We start from the raw sequence: 15218 nt of genomic DNA, 5'->3' as shown, positions 1-15218 counted from the left end.
ATGCGGTAGTCGCCCACCGCGAGCCGCGTGACGAGATTCTTCGCCTGCAGCCGGCGAATTGCCTCGCAACGCGCCATGCGGTCGCGGGTCCGAGTGGCGCGCAGCCACACTCAGTCGGCGGGCCGCATCGCGTTGAAGAAGTCCAGCAGACTTTGCGGCGCCTGCGCGCCAAACAGCCGTTCGAGCAAGCGCGCCGATTCCGCCGCCGCGAGCGCGCTGCGCGCGAACATCGTGTGCTCGTAAGCGGCCAGCGCCGCTTCCCTGTCGTCCGGTTGCGCAGCGATCGCCTGCGCGAGTTCCGCGCCGTCGAGCATGGCGAGATTGGCGCCCTCGCCCGAAGGGGGCATGAGGTGCGCGGCGTCGCCGAGCAGCGTCACGCCGGGCACGCGCTCCCAGCGATGATCGACGGGCAAGGTGTGGATCAAACGCAGCACGGGAGCGGTTTCGCCTTCGGTGATGAGCGCCGTCAACGCGGGCGCCCAGCCTTCGAATTCGGCTGCGAGGCAGCGGCGCGCGTGGGTGGCATCGGCGAAATCGATGCTGGCGAACCAGGCTTCGGGCCGGTTCAACGCCACATACGTGTGCAGCGTGCCGCCGGGCTCGCGATGCGCGAGTATGCCCTGCCCCGGCGCGACCGCGAACAACGCACCGCCGCCAACCGCCTGCGCGCTCGCGGGATGACGCGCATCGCTCTCGTACAGATACGTTTCGACGAATGCCAGCCCGGCATATACGGGGCGAGCGGCGGACACGAGCGGGCGTACCTTCGACCACGCGCCGTCGGCACCCACCAGCAAGTCGGCCGTGACTGTCGCGCCGTTTGCGAAGTGCAGCGCGTGACGCCCGCCAGCCATGGCCGATACCGAAGCGAGCTTGTGCCCCCAGCGCACCGTGCCCTCGGGTAGCGATTCGAGCAGGATGCGACGCAGTTCCGCACGCGGCGCCTCGGGGCGGCCGCCCGTGCCCTCGTCCGCTTCTTCGAGCAGTACGTTGCCCGCTTTATCGAGCATGCGCGACGCCTCGCCGCCCGCGTGGATGATCTCGCGAAATGCCTCGAACAACCCCGCTGCTTTCAGCGCGGCTTGCCCGTCGTGCTCGTGGATGTCGAGCAGACCGCCCTGGGTTCGCGCGCTGGGCGACGGCTCGGCTTCATAGACGGTTGCGGCGATGCCATGCACGTGCAGAACACGCGCCAGCACCAGGCCGCCGAGGCCCGCGCCGACGATCGCGATCGACCTGCCGGAAGTGTTCATGTGTTTTTCTCGCTGAGTCGTTCTCACTGGGTTCTCGATGAATTGTCGAGACGTGAGGGCATGCCGACCCGTACGATCGTCATGCCATGGAACATCATTCCATAGTATTATTGGAACGTTGTTCCATTACTGTCAAGTGCGACGCCGCAACGCTTGCAACCCGGCTCACCGCCCGTGAATCCGAACCTCATATGACCCGCAAAGTCCCCACCCCGCGGCGGCGCGAGTCGTCGTTGTCCCGCGAACAGATCGTGGAAGCGTCGATCGCCTTGCTCGATGCCAGCGGCGAAAGCGGCCTCACGTTCCGCGCGCTCGCCGAACACCTGGCCACGGGCGCGGGCGCGATCTACTGGCATGTGGCGAGCAAGAGCGATTTGCTGACCGCCGCGTGCGACGCCATCGTCGCCCGCAGCCTGCACGCCACCGCCCGCAAGAGCGCGGCACCGAAGCCCGCGATTCGCGCACTCGCGCTCGCGCTGTTCGACGCCATCGACACGCATCCGTGGGTTGGCTCAGCGCTCACGCGCGCGCCGGGCAGCTTGCCGATGGTGCGCATTCTCGAACGCATCGGCCAGCAAGTGGTCGCGCTGGGCGTGCCTGGCGCCGCGCAATGGACCACCACCAACGCGCTATTGAGCTACATCCTCGGCGTGAGCGGGCAGAACGCCGCGAACGCGCACCTCGCGCGCGAACAGGGCTTCGAACGTGACAGTTTTCTCGGCGAGGTATCGGCCGAATGGGCGCAGCTCGATGGCGCGGAATTTCCTTTCACGCGCAGCGTGGCCGCGCACATGCTCGCGCACGACGACCGCGCCGACTTCCTCGCGGGCGTCGATCTGATACTCGCGGGCATTCCGGCCGCGCGCCGCCGCTGATCGCGCGGCGCGCGCGTTGGCGCTCCGGCCGCAAGCGTTATCGCCGGAATCAGGCTGCAAAGGGCATCAAGCCGTGAAGATCAGCGAGCGATGCGCGCCGACACCCGCCGCCACGCCCGAGGCCGAAGCGAAGGTCGCGTTGGTCATGGCCGACGAGGCATCGCCGGCCGCGAACACGCCGGGCACGCTCGTCGCCTTCCAGTCGTCCACGCGAATCACGGCGCCGAACGGTCCGTCGTCCACGGCGCAGCCTAGCTGACTCGCCAGATCGCCTACCGTTTCCGTGCGCGTGCCGACGAACAACGCGTCGATCGCGATCTCGCGGCCATCGACAAGACGCAGCGCGCGGATAGCCGGCGCCTCGCCCAGCACCTGCGCCACGGGCGTGCGTTCGATCGTCACGCCGCGCGCCTGCAACTGCGCGGCTTCTTCCGCGCCGGGCTCGACGACGCCCTGTGTGAACCACGTTGTCGGGCCCCAGTCGGGAATCAGCATGGCCTGGTGTATCGACATGGGATGCGTGGCCAGCACGCCGAGCCGCCGGTCCGCCACTTCGTAACCGTGACAGTAGGGACAATGCAGCACGCTGATCCCCCAGCGCTCGGCCAGCCCCGGCACGGCGGGCAACGTGTCCCGCACGCCGTGCGCGAGGATCAGGCGCTTGCCGTGGCGGATGGCTCCATCCGCCAGTTCGACCCGAAAACCGCCCGCCTCGCCCGCGGCGTGGCGAGCCTCGCCTTGCGTGAACGTAACGTTCGGATACCTGAGCAATTGCTCGCGCGCCGTGGCCACGATTTGCGACGGCGGCACACCGTCCTGGCCGAAGAAACCGTGCGCGTGCGAGGCGAACCGATTGCGCGGCCGACCTGCGTCGATCACCTGCACGCGGCGGCGCGCGCGCGCCAGTTGCATCGCCGCCGAGAGGCCCGCGAAGCTGCCGCCAATGACGATGACATCGAAATCCTGCTGCATGGGGACGTTTCCTTTGCGTTCGAGCATTGAGTAACGGAGAGGAAATGCCGGCAACGGCATTTCTCGAAACTTCATGAGTTACATGATAGGCCGAATGCTATCATTCATGCAACTTCACAAGTTTCGAGAGAAAGGAGCGGGATGAGAACGGATAGCCGCCTGTCGCGCCTGCTGCACGCGCTGCTTCATATGGAGCACGCGGAAGGCCCGTTGACGTCGGATACGATCGCCGCAATGCTCTGCACGAATCCCGTGGTCGTGCGCCGGCTGCTGGCCGGGCTTCGCGAAAGCGGTTACGTGCAGTCGGAGAAAGGGCACGGCGGCGGCTGGGTGCTCGGCGTGCCGCTCGACGAGATCACGCTGCTCGACGTGTATCGCAGCGCCGGCGAGCCCGCGCTGTTCTCCGATCTCGTGAGCGAGGACGATCCCCTATGCCTTGTCGAACAGGCCGTGAACGCGCACCTTCTCGCGACCGTGCAGGAAGCGGAGAAGGCGCTGCTCAAGCGCTTCGAGAAAGTGACGCTGGGCGACTTGTCGCGCGAAATCCGGCGCAAGGGAAAGCGGATGAATGCGCGGGGATGATGGATGCGGCGGTGCCGGGTTTGGGCACGCCGGGTTGTACATGCTGTATTTCGCGCGGCGGAAGACATCCGCCCCAACCGGCAAAAACAGGTCGTTAGTAGCGTTTTCAAGCGGTTTATCTCCCTAACCTTTCTCCCGCCTGTCATCGCACTGCCATCGAGAGACCCTACCCTCACGTGACTCGAACTCCGCATACGAACCCCGCATGCCACCGGTCACGGCCCACTCCGAACAGGCGTCGCTGCGCGCAGCGCGCGTCAGCACGGTCGCGAATCTCGCGCTGATGGCGATCCAGATCGCCACGGGCTATGTCACGGGTTCGCACGCGATCGTCGCGGACGGCATGCACACGCTCGTGGATCTGGCGATCGACGCGCTGTTGTTCCTGCCGCTCTGGTTCACGCGCGGGTCCGCGCAACGCGCCACCGCATGGTTGCCCGCCGCGGCCACGACACTGCTGCCGACGCTCGTCGGCGCGTTCATGCTTGCGCAGGCGCTGAATGCAACGGTGGACGGCGCATCGGCTTCCACGGCCGCGCAAACCGGTGCGCTGATGGTGGCGATCGTTGTGATCGCAACGAGAGAACTGGTCGCGCGGCATCTGCATGCCACCGCCGCGCAACTCGAAGATTCGCACGCGCACGCCGTCGACGCGCTCAAGGCGGGCGCCTGGCATGCGCGCCTCGATGCGCTTTCCGCCGGCGCCGCCGCCGTGGGCGCGCTGGGTACGCTCGCGGGCGTGCACCATCTCGATCAACTGGCCGCTGTCTCGATTGGCGCGATGATGATCGGCATGGGTCTGTTCAGCGCATACGGCGTGATCCGCCGTTGCAGCCGCCGCGTGTGGGCGCGCTTCTCGGCACGCGCCTATAGCGCGTGATCGCTGGGTCCGGGCAACCCGCTACAGCGCGTAACTGATCGGGCGGCCGCCGTCCGGGTGCGGCACGAGACCCATCGGAACGCCGTAGATCGCCGCGAGCGTGGCCGACGTCATCATCTCATCGGCGCTGCCGTGTTCGAGCAGCACGCCGCCTTTGAGCGCCACGAGTTCGTCGCAAAAGCGCGCGGCCATGTTGATGTCGTGCAGCACCACCACCACGCCAATCCCTTTCTCCTCGCTCAGACGGCGAATCAGCCCGAGCACTTCGAGTTGATGGCCGATATCGAGCGCCGAGATCGGCTCGTCGAGCAGCATGCATTGACTGTCCTGCGCAATCAGCATGGCGATCCACACGCGCTGACGCTCGCCGCCCGAGAGACTGTCGACGGGCCGATCGGCAAACACCTCGACGTCGGTGAGTTGCATCGCTTCCTGCACCTTCTCGCGATCCTTTGGCGTGAACCGCCCCAGCGCGCCGTGCCACGGATAACGCCCGAGCGCGACCAGTTCGCGCACCGTCATGCCATCGGCGGCCGGCAACTGCTGCGGTAGATAAGCGACCTCGCGCGCGAACGCGCGATGATCCCAGTCGCGCAGCGCGCGGCCTTCGAACGCGATCGAACCGGCGCTCGCCTGCTGCTGGCGCGCCAGCAGTTTGAGCAGCGTCGACTTGCCGGAGCCGTTGTGACCGATCAGGCCAATCACGCGGCCCTTCTTCAGCGTCAGCGAGACGTCGTCGAGCAAGGTGCGCTCGCCCACGACGAACGACGCGCGTTCGATCTCGTACAAGGATTCGCGGATAGCGGGCGGGATGACCGTGGCACGGGCGAGTTCGGCAGTCTGGGTATCAAAGTTCATCGGAAACGAGCGCGAAGTGAGCAACGAGTGATCAACAAATGAGAATTATTTCTATTCTCACTATACCGAAATTTACGTTGTCACGGCAAAGCCGCGCCGTTTTGCTCGCATCTGACGACAACCGCCCGCTATCTTTCATCTTTCTTGCAGCGCGTTCCGTGCGCCCGCATTTTTGAATAAATGCGAATCATTTGCAATTAGCTTGATTTTTGAGCATTATGCGGGTTCCACCTTTTTCGGAAACCGCAATGGAAACGGTAGCGAGCCCCCTCGCCGAAACGACCCAATCGCCCGAGACCGCGGCTTTCTTCGACACGCTGCTCAGCCGTCAGTCGCACTGGCCGCTGATCGAACCGGCGCCGGGCGACGCCGAACTCGACCTGATCTTCGACGCCGCGCTGCGCGCGCCGGATCACGGCCGCCTGCGGCCGTGGCGCTTTGCGCTGATTCGCGGGGAGGCGCGCGCGGAACTCGGCGAAGTGCTCGTCGATATCGCCGCCGCGCGCGAGCCCGGTACGCCGCGCAGCGCGCATGAGCACCGGCGCCAACGTGCGCTGGCCGCGCCCGTCATCATCGCGCTCGGCGCGGCGCTCACGCCCGGCTCGATTCCCGAGAGCGAGCAGATTCTCTCGGCAGGCGCCGCCGCCATGAACCTGCTCAACGCCATTCACGCGCTCGGCTACGGCGGCTTCTGGGCGACCGGCGTGGACTCGTACGACGCCACGCTGAAAGCCGCGCTCGATTTCGAGCCCACCGACGCCTTGATCGGCTTCCTGTTCGTCGGTACGCCCAAGTCGCGCGAAAGCGCGCCGCCCCGTGCGCCACGAGACAATCACGTGCGCGAATGGTTCGGCCCGTCGTCGATCTGATGGCGCTCGTTGCGCTGATGCCGCTTTGATCCCACTCACCCAGGCCGCTCTGCGATGGCGCACCGTTCGAGCGATGCGATTCTGACGCAATTCATCAGGCATCCGAATCGAATGACCCGATGACTGCCTTCGCCATGCGCTCCGAGAATCAGGATGCAAAACCGAGTTCACTGGCCCACCTCGACTGAACGGGGCGGCACGCACCCCGTGTATCGCACGCCGGGCCTGCATTTTCTGCCCTGGCGGCTCGACGATGCTGCGCTTCAGCGCGATCGGCTGCCCGCGCCCGGCGAGTTGATGCTGTGGCGGCTGCGCGCGGAATGGGATGCCACCACGCGCGGCCTGTCACCGCTCGACATTCCGCGCAAGGAGCAACATCGCGCGATTCGCGGGCTCAGTCCCGCGCTGGGCAAGCGCTATCTCGTGAGCCGCGTGTTTCTGCGGCACACGTTGTCGACCATGCTCGGCTGCACGCCCGCCGAGATCGAGTTGCACGATCACACCGAAGGCGAGTTGATACTTCGGAATCCTGTGCGTTCACCAGCCCTCGAAATTCGCGTGGCGTACGCGGGCGTGTGGATCTTGCTGGCCATGTCGCAACGCCGGCTGGCGATCGGCGCAGCCGTGCCCGAGCCGGTCCTGCGCCAGCCGGTGCAAAGTCCATTCGACGACGCGCGCGACCGGCTGTATCGCGAGAGCGCATTGCGCCTTTGCCTGCCTCACGATGCGCGCGACACACGCGACGCGTGGCCCGCGATCGTCTCGCAAAACGGCGCCGCGTTGATCGCGGAGACCGAGGCGGGCGGCCAGATTCACGTGGTCGACCTGCCCATGCCGGGACAAATCTGCGCGGCGGTGGCCACCCACGAACCGTTCGACACCATTCACGCGTTCGGCTGGCCCGGCGGCTAGGCGGATTTAGCCTTCCAGTTCGTCGCGCAACGTTCGCGCGCGCCGCGCCTGCTCCTCGGCGGCGGCGTTGAGCGGATCGTCGCGATGAAGTCAGCTCACGCGTGCGTTGCGCTCAATGCGCGCCCAGGTAAGCCGCCTTGACTTTCGGATCGTTCAGCAACTCGCGCCCGGCGCCTTCCAGCGTGACTTTGCCCACCTCGAGCACGTAGGCTCTGTCCGCAACGCCAAGCGCCTGTTTCGCCATCTGTTCGACCAGCAGAATGGTGAGCCCCTCTTCGCGCAGATCGCGGATTGCCTGAAAAATGTCGCGAATCACGAGCGGCGCGAGACCCAGCGAAGGTTCATCGAGGAGCAGCAGCCGCGGCTGACTCATCAATGCCCGCGAAATCGCGAGCGTCTGCTTCTCGCCGCCAGAAAGCGTTCCCGCCAGCGGGTTCTGGCGCTACGACGAGTGCGTCGCGCAGGGCCTGCTGATGCGGGTGATCGCGCGCGACTCTCTCGCGGCTACGCCGTTTCGTTCCTCGCCGATCTATCGGTAGCTTGCGTCGACTTCGCGGGAGCGCGGGCGTGGATGTGAAGGTAGACGTCGAAGCGGGAGTCGAGCGCCTCTTCCGCCCGTGACGAACGACTACACCATCAACGCGTCACCAATAACTTGATTCCCGCGATACCGAACACCACCGCGAGGCAACCCTCCATCGCACGGCGTGCGCGCGCGTACCCGCGCCGCGCGGCCGCTGTCGAGAACACCAGCGCATAGCCGCCGAATACCGTGCAGCCAATCACGAGGCAACCCGAAATCAACGCGCCCTGCGCCGAAGGCGAACCCGCACCGTGCGCGGAAAGCGCGATGATCGACACCCACACGAGCACGGCTTTCGGATTCGTGAGATGCAAGAGCGCGCCGCGCGCATAAAGCTGCTTGAGCGTGAATTCGCCCGCGGCTTTTTGTGCCGATGCCGCCGGCGACCGCCACGCGTTGCGCCCCGACTTGAACGCGAGCCACAGCAGATACAGACCGCCGAATACCTTGAGCGCCACGAGCAGATTCGACCACGCGACCAATGCTGCCGCCACGCCGAGCGCCGCGACCGTCGCCCAGAACATCGAGCCCGAAATCACGCCCAGCGCGAACGCCAGCGCCGACCTGCGGCCGTGCTGCGCGGCGATCGACATGATGGCGAGATTGCTCGGCCCCGGACTCGCCGTGCCGATGAAATAGGCCGTGTAAGCCAGCATGAGATTGGCGGAGAAAAACGCGTTCATGACGAAGCCTCTCGGGGTGCGCGATGCGCGCTGCATGGTGGAGTGCGAAAACCCGATTGTTCCGCTTAACGCGCGGCGCGGCCATGCACACTTGTGGCGCATTCGGGTGAACAGTCCGGCGGGTACGTCCCTCATTTCAGCGAAAACCAGATCGCCGCAAACGCGCGGTGTCGGCGGCGGCATTTCCGCAAACCACGCATTCGCGAGCGAAGTTCTCTTTTTTGGCAAACGTTTGCCGCCCGGGTATCAAGTTGCGTCCAGGAAAGCCGAAAAAATGCACATCGCCACGCCTTTTCCGGAGACTTGCACGTGACGCGCGTTGCCCTTCTACTCACCGTTTTGTTTGTCGCAGGCTGCGCGCAGCTTCAACAGACCAGCACGGCACCGGTCAGCACGCCGGCCGTTTCGAGCGCGATCCTGCGCTTCGACATTCCCGCCGACGCGCTCGGCGCACGCGATCCGCAACTGAGCGCCGTGCTGACCAAGGCCGGCGCGCTCGCCGCCGCGCAAAAGCAGCCCACGGTGATTCGCGTGACCGCGCTCGGCCAGGACCTCAAGTACATCAACGACGCGATCTGGCGCGGCGTGCCCGCACAACAGGCGCGCAAGCCCGCGCTCGAGAATCTCACGGCCGGCGCGAATCAGACTTATAGCGTCTCGATCGAACCGCTGCGCTCGGGGAGCTGAGACGATGCGCGCCTTCGCCCTGACCGCCGCCGTCTTCGTGCTCTCGTCCGCCTTGCTGACGAACGCCGCGCACGCGCAAACCGCCACGCTGGCCTATACGGCCTCGCCCGCCGCCGACAAGGTGTATCCGCCGCTGCCCTCGCTCGCGATGTTGCCGCCCACTGCGGGCGACGAAGACACATTGCCCGCGCCGCATGCGGGCGCACGCAAGAAGAAAGTGAAGGCGCACCTCGATTGCCGCTGCTCGGCACCCGCGCCGCGACTCGTCGTGTCCGACGCATCGCGCGCGTATTTGAAGGACATCGAAAAGCAGATCGACGTCGCGCTCGCACGCTGAGTTCCGCACGACGCCGCCGTACCGAGTCATACACACGTCGCCGCAATTCACCGCAACGAGCCGCGCGCTCTCGCACCCTGGAGTCGTTTCCGATGCACCCGATCAAGCGTTATTTCTGGCGCGCGCTGGCCGCGTTCGCGACCTTCGTTTCATTCGGCGCGCCGCTCGCCTGGGCGGCCCCGGCCGCGACCGGCGGCGAAGAATGCTTCGAGAAAGCCGGCGCGTGGCAAGGCGTCAATCCGCTCGTGCTACGTGCGGTGGCATGGCGCGAATCCAAGGGCGACGCCGCCGCGATCAATCACAATGCGAACGGTTCGATCGACGTGGGCCAGGCGCAAATCAACTCGATCCATTTCCCCGACTTGCTGCGCGAAGGCATTCCGCATCGCGCGCTCACGGACCCGTGCGTGAACATCTTCGTGGCTGCGTGGCTGCTCAAGCAAAAGATGGTTCGATACGGCAACACGTGGCGCGCGATCGGCGCTTACCACTCGGAAACGCCGCGCGAACGCGACGCGTATGCGCGCAGTATTCAGGCGATTCTCGTGAGCTGGGGACAACTGCAACCCACGCAGTAACCTTTCGCGATCGCGCGCTGCCATCACCTGTCACAGCAGCGCGTTGCAATGGCTTTGTGCTTGAGCACGGCGCGGGCGCGCCGCTTGCTCTCCCTTGCTGTCGAAGCTGAAAACGCCGCACGACGTCGAACCAGACGCCGCGCCGCATACCAACAACAGCCAGGACAGCCGGGAGCCGCGCCCGCGTGAAGCCCTCTCTTCCTCTTCTCGCCGTGAGTTTCTTCGCCGCCGATATTCAGGCAGGCGCCGGACCGTTCCTCGGCATTTATCTGCAGGCGCAAGGCTGGACGCCCGATACCATCGGCACCGTCATCACGCTGGGCGCGATTGTCGGCATGCTCGTGACGGCGCCCGCGGGCGCCCTCGTCGACGCGCTCTCGCAACGCCGCGCCGTGGTCGTGGCCGCGAGCGCATTGACTATTGTCGCCGCCGGCGTGATCTGGCTGTCGCAAGGCTTCTGGCCCATCACGCTTGCGCAGATCGCCACAGCCGTGGCCGGCTCGGTCATGGGCCCCGCGCTCACGGGCCTCACGCTCGGCATGGCGGGCCAAAAGAATTTCGACCGCCTTTACGGCCGCAACCAGGTCGCCAATCACGCGGGCAATATCGCCGCCGCCGTGCTTTCGGGCGCGGTAGGCTGGTGGCTCGGTCTGCCATGGGTATTCGCGCTGGGCGCGCTGTTCGGTGTGGCGTGCATGGCTGCCGTGCTGCTGATTCCCGCGCGCGCCGTGCATCGTCACTACGCGCGCGGCCTCGCCCATGGCGACGCGGACAGTTCGCCCACTCGCGCGGACAGCCTGCGCATTCTGCTCGGTAATCGTTCGCTGCTGCTGCTCGCCATCGTGCTTGCCGCTTTCAGCCTGGGCAATTCGGCGATGCTGCCGCTCTACAGTCTCGCGGTCGCGGCCGCCCATCGCGGCGGCGCGAGCGGCATCACGGCCGCCAACATCGTCATTTCGCAGATTGTCATGCTGATCGTGGCCACGATCGCGAGCCGCCTGATCCGCCGCTTCGGCTTCTGGTGGGTGATGCTCGCGACCTTCGTCACGCTGCCCGCGCGGGCGCTCACGGCCGCATGGCTCACGTCGACATGGGGCATCGTGCCCGTGCAGATCTTCGACGGCCTCGGTTCGGGTTTGCAGGCCGTGGCCATTCCGGCGCTCGTCGTGCATCTGCTGCACGGCAGCGGGCGCGTGAATCTCGGCCAGGGCGCGGTGCTCACCGTCGAGGCCGCGGGCGGCTGTCTGAGCCCGCTGCTGGGCGGCTGGCTCGCCAACCGCTTCGGCTATCCCGTGGCGTTCGTGTCGCTCGGCAGTCTCGCGCTCGTCTCGATCGCGGTGTGGGTCGCGCGCGGCGCCGTGATCCGCCGCGACTGCGATTCGCGCCGCGACACGCTCGACAAGATGACCGACCTCGACGCGACCGCGCTGTTTCCTTGAGTGTGTTCGTTCTTCGTCGAGCGCGGTGCGTTCCGGGGTTACGTCCCTGGGTTATGTCCCTGAGTTACGCCTATCGCTGCGCCACACTCTCCCGTTTTTCGGGAGGATGTTTGTCGCGCGCGAGGGATACCGCGGGCGCGCCGCCCGCGTCATGATGCGGCTTGAACCCGCCCTTCATGCGAACCGTGGAAGCCCATCATGAACGACAACGCCATGCCACCCAGCCCTTCCGATTCCACGTTGATCGCGTACCGCCGCGCGAACGTCGACGGCATCGGTATTTTCTATCGCGAAGCCGGTCCCGCCGACGCGCCCACGCTCGTGCTGCTGCATGGCTTCCCTTCGTCCTCGCGCATGTTCGACACGTTGATCCCGCTGCTCGCCACGCGCTATCACGTCATCGCACCCGACTATCCCGGCTTCGGTCACAGCGACGCGCCACCGCCCGCGCAATTCGCCTATACGTTCGACCATCTCGCGCAGGTCACGAACGCATGGCTCGAACAACTCGGCATCGACCGTTATAGCCTGTATCTGCAGGATTACGGCGGCCCGATCGGCTTTCGCATCATGCTCGCGCATCCCGAACGTTTGCAGACGCTCGTGATCCAGAACGCGAACAGCCACGAGGAAAGTCTCGGCCGCAAATGGGCCGCGATCAAGCAGTATTGGGCCGACCCGCAGGCGCACCCGGAAGTGTTCACCGCCTTCACGTCCTATGAAGGCACGAAGTTTCGTCACGATGGCGACAGCCCGCACCCCGAGCGCTACAACCCCGACACCTGGAGCGACGAATACGCGTTTCTCACGCGTCCCGGCCAGGCCGAGATTCAGGCGGCGCTGCTCTACGACTATCGCACCAACGTGGCGTCGTATCCGAAATGGCAAGCGTGGTTGCGCGCGCAACAACCTCGCACGCTGGTGATGTGGGGGCGCTACGACGCGTCGTTCATCGCCGCGGCGGGCGCCGCGTATCAGCGCGATTTACCCGAAGCCGAAGTGCATTTGCTCGACGCGGGCCACTTCGCGCTGGACGAGAAAGTGGACGAAGCGGCCGCGCTGATGCACGCGTTTCTCGCGAAGCATCTGCGTTGAGCGCTTTGACATTGAGCGCTCATTGAGCGCTTACTTGCTGCCGTACATGCGCAAATAGCCGCTGTGCAGCTTGACCGCGGCCGCCTGCGTCTCTTCGATAAGACGGGCGGCCGCTTTTTCAATAGCGCCCCGATGCGACTCGAACGCGGCGCGCAGGTCTGGCTCGCGCGCCGACTTCGCGCCGCAATGATCTTCGAGCGCCTCGGCCGTGATGAGGCACTCGACCGCTTCGCCGTCTGCCTGAGCGGTAAAGATGAGCGCGAGCTGATCGCCGTCGTAGACGAGCGGGCCTTCAGGGAACGAAATCGTCATGATGGGTGGACTCCGCAAGACCGTTTCCACCATTTGAGCAAGCGACGTACCAGCGTGCCCCGCACCCGCTGCGCAGTCTTCAGTGCCCGAAGACGTCCGCGTCGAGCATCTGCGGGTCGTCGCGTTTGAGCGTGGCCACGGCGGTCATTTCTTCGTCGGTGAGCTGGAAATCGAAGATGTCGAGATTCAGCGCCTGACGCTCCGGGTCCGCCGATTTCGGCACCGGCACAAAACCGCGCTGCACCTGCCAGCGCAACACGATCTGCGCAGGCGTGCGCCCGTAACGCTGCGCGATCGACACGACCAGCGGCTCGGCGAGCAATTCGCCGCCGCGCCCGATCGGGCTCCAGGTTTCCGTCACGATGCCGCGTTCCATGTGAATCGCCACGAGATCTTCGCGCGCGTGATAGGGATCGAGCTGAATCTGGTTCACATGCGGCACGAAGCCCGCGTCGAACAGGCGCTGCAAGTGGTCGGGCTTGAAGTTCGACGTGCCGATCGCGCGTACCTTGCCGGCTTCGAGCAGACGCACGAGTCCTTCGAACGCCTCCACATAGCGGTCTTGATCGGGATTCGGCCAGTGAATCAGCAGCAGGTCGAGATAGTCGAGCCCGAGCCGTTTCAAGCTCGCCTCGCAAGCCGCTTGCGCACCTTCCACGCTATGCCATGCGCGATTGAACTTGCTCGTCACGAAGATCGCGTCGCGCGCCACGCCCGACTGACGAATGCCCTCGCCCACGCCCGTTTCGTTGCCGTAGTTTTCCGCCGTGTCCACGAGCCGATAACCGGTCTGCAACGCGCTTGCCACGGCTTGGGCCGCGCCCGTATCGTCGAGCGGCCAGGTCCCCAGACCGGTTTGCGGCATCTCGACGCCGTTGTGCAGTTTGATCGTCGGTGCGGGATGGTTCGTCATCGTGGCTCCTTGCTGGTTGAACTTCGCCATGGCCGCTGGCGCGGCTTGGTAGAATGCGCGTCTGCCGTCGGCATGCACTATCAGGCCACCCGGCATAAAAAAATAAGCGTCGCATCGGAATACCCGACGGTATCGAGATTCCGCCACGCACGCAATACAAAACACCAACGAATACGCCGAGGACCCTGTATGGCCCGCATGACCCGCGAGGAAAGCCAGGCGCTGACCCGCACCAAACTCGTCAGCGTTGCGCGAACGCTGTTTACCCGGGACGGCTACGCGGCCACGTCGCTCGACCGCATTGCCGAAGAAGCCGGCTTCAGTAAAGGCGCGGTCTACTCCAACTTCGACGGCAAGGAAAGCCTCTTTCTCGAAGTGCTCGACGAGCACGGCAAGCAGAGTCTCGCCGCCATTCTCGCGGCGCTCGCCGGCGCCGGCACGATCGACGAAGCGATCGACGCCATTGCGCACTGGGCCGAGAAAAGCTCGCGCAAAGGCAACTGGCCCTCGCTGATCCTCGACTACTCGCGCAACGCCAAGCCCGCCGCCACGTTTCGCAAGTCGCAGGAAAAGGTGCTGCGCGCGCAATGGGGCGCGCTGGGCGAACGCCTGCTCGCGCTCGCGGGCAATACCGACCTCGCCGCCGAAACCGTGGGCGCGCTCGTGTTCGAACTGACCTACGCGCCCGCCATGAGTTTCGTCAGCAAGCCGACTTCCGGCGATCTGCTGCGCGTGGCCCTGCACGGCGTGTTTCGCGCACCGGTCGACACGCGCCGTTGAGAGCGGCGTAGCGGCCTCGCAACTTCACAGCGCGCCGCACGGCTTTCGAATACTCACCAGTATTTGAATACTAACAAGAATTCGAGGATCCGGTCACGCTCAGATCGCGCGCAGCATCGCGATCTGCTCGCGCCAGCGCGCAAGTACCGCTTGCGGGTCATGCAGACGAAACGTCACGCCGCTGGTCACCTCCGCGTATTTCGCGCGATGTTCGTTGACGGCCGCGACCGTCACGCGAAACACCGTGAGACCGAGCGCGGTTTGCTGTTCGGCGGCCATGCGCGCCGTGGCGCGAATCTCGAGCAGCGCGCCGTCGTGCACGAGCGACAGCGTGAGCTTGCCGTCTCGTTTCAGATTCCCGGCAGTATGTGAATTCGGCCATACCGCCACGAGCAGTTCCACCGCGCTCACCGCGAGAATTTCGCCCACGCTCAACTGCGCGGCATGCGGCCAGCCATCCTCGCCCACGGTCGAAAGCCGGAACGCGTCGCCCAGGCGCGCTTCCAGACCATTGCCGTTGAAGTCTTCCACCACTTGCCGCGGCAACTCGTGCGCCGCGTTCTGCCCGTTCTGCATTCCTTTCTCCCTTGCGTTTTATTCCGCGCCCGGC

19 protein-coding genes and 1 pseudogene are annotated in these 15218 nt (G+C 65.6%); 12 read left to right on the top strand and 8 right to left on the bottom strand.

Annotated elements, in window-relative coordinates; all coding sequences use genetic code 11:
• Positions 1 to 110: 110 nt before the first annotated feature.
• A complete protein-coding gene (locus FAZ98_RS26705; protein WP_158955718.1) occupies positions 111 to 1253 on the bottom strand; it encodes an FAD-dependent oxidoreductase in 1143 nt (380 codons plus the stop codon).
• A gap of 191 nt (positions 1254 to 1444) precedes the next feature.
• Between FAZ98_RS26705 and FAZ98_RS26700 the strand changes: the two genes are divergently transcribed.
• A complete protein-coding gene (locus FAZ98_RS26700; RefSeq protein ID WP_158955716.1) occupies positions 1445 to 2128 on the top strand; it encodes a TetR/AcrR family transcriptional regulator in 684 nt (227 codons plus the stop codon).
• A 66-nt stretch (positions 2129 to 2194) separates the two neighbouring features.
• Here the strand turns inward: FAZ98_RS26700 and FAZ98_RS26695 are convergent, their stop codons facing one another.
• Entirely contained in the window at positions 2195 to 3100 is a 906-nt protein-coding gene (locus FAZ98_RS26695) for an NAD(P)/FAD-dependent oxidoreductase (RefSeq protein ID WP_158955714.1), read from the bottom strand.
• A gap of 141 nt (positions 3101 to 3241) precedes the next feature.
• Between FAZ98_RS26695 and FAZ98_RS26690 the strand changes: the two genes are divergently transcribed.
• On the top strand, positions 3242 to 3682 hold the full coding sequence (locus FAZ98_RS26690; RefSeq protein WP_158955712.1) for an Rrf2 family transcriptional regulator: 441 nt from the start codon (positions 3242 to 3244) through the stop codon (positions 3680 to 3682).
• Positions 3683 to 3887: 205 nt separating this feature from the next.
• Positions 3888 to 4562, top strand: coding sequence for a cation transporter (locus tag FAZ98_RS26685; RefSeq protein ID WP_158955710.1), 675 nt, complete (start codon positions 3888 to 3890; stop codon positions 4560 to 4562).
• A gap of 21 nt (positions 4563 to 4583) precedes the next feature.
• Here FAZ98_RS26685 and FAZ98_RS26680 read toward each other — a convergent pair whose 3' ends face one another.
• Complete coding sequence (locus tag FAZ98_RS26680) at positions 4584 to 5420, bottom strand: ATP-binding cassette domain-containing protein (protein ID WP_158955707.1); 837 nt, start codon at positions 5418 to 5420, stop codon at positions 4584 to 4586.
• 248 nt (positions 5421 to 5668) lie between these two features.
• On the opposite strand from FAZ98_RS26680, the gene FAZ98_RS26675 reads away from it, so the two are divergent.
• Entirely contained in the window at positions 5669 to 6289 is a 621-nt protein-coding gene (locus FAZ98_RS26675; RefSeq protein WP_158955705.1) for a nitroreductase family protein, read from the top strand.
• A 153-nt stretch (positions 6290 to 6442) separates the two neighbouring features.
• The gene (locus FAZ98_RS26670; protein WP_158955703.1) at positions 6443 to 7201 is read left to right on the top strand and encodes a 4'-phosphopantetheinyl transferase family protein; all 759 of its coding nucleotides are present in this window, start codon (positions 6443 to 6445) and stop codon (positions 7199 to 7201) included.
• 112 nt (positions 7202 to 7313) lie between these two features.
• Here the strand turns inward: FAZ98_RS26670 and FAZ98_RS26665 are convergent.
• Together FAZ98_RS26665 and FAZ98_RS26660 are read right to left on the bottom strand one after the other, a co-directional pair.
• Positions 7314 to 7643 (bottom strand): annotated as a pseudogene (locus tag FAZ98_RS26665) (ATP-binding cassette domain-containing protein); the annotation flags it as partial.
• Between the two features lie 194 nt (positions 7644 to 7837).
• Positions 7838 to 8467 (bottom strand): LysE family translocator, encoded by a 630-nt coding sequence (locus FAZ98_RS26660; protein ID WP_158955701.1) that lies wholly within the window; start codon positions 8465 to 8467, stop codon positions 7838 to 7840.
• Between FAZ98_RS26660 and FAZ98_RS26655 the strand changes: the two genes are divergently transcribed.
• The 6 genes from FAZ98_RS26655 to FAZ98_RS26630 all read left to right on the top strand — a co-directional run bounded on the left by FAZ98_RS26655 (position 8466) and on the right by FAZ98_RS26630 (position 12603).
• Positions 8466 to 8780, top strand: a complete 315-nt coding sequence (locus FAZ98_RS26655) for a hypothetical protein (protein ID WP_158955699.1) — start codon at positions 8466 to 8468, stop codon at positions 8778 to 8780. The genes FAZ98_RS26660 and FAZ98_RS26655 overlap by 2 nt on opposite strands.
• Positions 8777 to 9154 (top strand): hypothetical protein, encoded by a 378-nt coding sequence (locus FAZ98_RS26650; RefSeq protein ID WP_158955697.1) that lies wholly within the window; start codon positions 8777 to 8779, stop codon positions 9152 to 9154. Before FAZ98_RS26655 ends, FAZ98_RS26650 begins: the two co-directional genes overlap by 4 nt.
• 4 nt (positions 9155 to 9158) lie before the next feature.
• Complete coding sequence (locus tag FAZ98_RS26645; RefSeq protein WP_158955695.1) at positions 9159 to 9491, top strand: hypothetical protein; 333 nt, start codon at positions 9159 to 9161, stop codon at positions 9489 to 9491.
• Positions 9492 to 9583: 92 nt separating this feature from the next.
• Complete coding sequence (locus FAZ98_RS26640) at positions 9584 to 10069, top strand: lytic transglycosylase domain-containing protein (RefSeq protein ID WP_158955693.1); 486 nt, start codon at positions 9584 to 9586, stop codon at positions 10067 to 10069.
• A 185-nt stretch (positions 10070 to 10254) separates the two neighbouring features.
• Positions 10255 to 11508 carry an MFS transporter gene (locus tag FAZ98_RS26635; RefSeq protein WP_158955691.1) on the top strand — a complete coding sequence of 418 codons (1254 nt, stop codon included), beginning with the start codon at positions 10255 to 10257 and terminating at the stop codon, positions 11506 to 11508.
• Between the two features lie 198 nt (positions 11509 to 11706).
• Complete coding sequence (locus tag FAZ98_RS26630; protein ID WP_158955689.1) at positions 11707 to 12603, top strand: alpha/beta fold hydrolase; 897 nt, start codon at positions 11707 to 11709, stop codon at positions 12601 to 12603.
• A gap of 30 nt (positions 12604 to 12633) precedes the next feature.
• Here the strand turns inward: FAZ98_RS26630 and FAZ98_RS26625 are convergent, their stop codons facing one another.
• Positions 12634 to 12915: a DUF1488 family protein gene (locus FAZ98_RS26625; protein WP_158955687.1), complete on the bottom strand. Its 282-nt coding sequence runs from the start codon at positions 12913 to 12915 to the stop codon at positions 12634 to 12636.
• A gap of 79 nt (positions 12916 to 12994) precedes the next feature.
• The gene (locus FAZ98_RS26620; RefSeq protein WP_158955685.1) at positions 12995 to 13828 is read right to left on the bottom strand and encodes an aldo/keto reductase; all 834 of its coding nucleotides are present in this window, start codon (positions 13826 to 13828) and stop codon (positions 12995 to 12997) included.
• Between the two features lie 189 nt (positions 13829 to 14017).
• Between FAZ98_RS26620 and FAZ98_RS26615 the strand changes: the two genes are divergently transcribed.
• Positions 14018 to 14608, top strand: coding sequence for a TetR/AcrR family transcriptional regulator (locus tag FAZ98_RS26615; RefSeq protein ID WP_158955683.1), 591 nt, complete (start codon positions 14018 to 14020; stop codon positions 14606 to 14608).
• Positions 14609 to 14707: 99 nt separating this feature from the next.
• Here the strand turns inward: FAZ98_RS26615 and FAZ98_RS26610 are convergent, their stop codons facing one another.
• Positions 14708 to 15184: a pyridoxamine 5'-phosphate oxidase family protein gene (locus FAZ98_RS26610; RefSeq protein ID WP_158955681.1), complete on the bottom strand. Its 477-nt coding sequence runs from the start codon at positions 15182 to 15184 to the stop codon at positions 14708 to 14710.
• Positions 15185 to 15218: the final 34 nt, after the last annotated feature.

It is taken from the genome of Paraburkholderia acidisoli, assembly GCF_009789675.1.
Classification (GTDB): domain Bacteria; phylum Pseudomonadota; class Gammaproteobacteria; order Burkholderiales; family Burkholderiaceae; genus Paraburkholderia; species Paraburkholderia acidisoli.
Note: the sequence above shows the minus strand (reverse complement) of the source record. Positions and strands in the feature narration are given on the sequence as shown.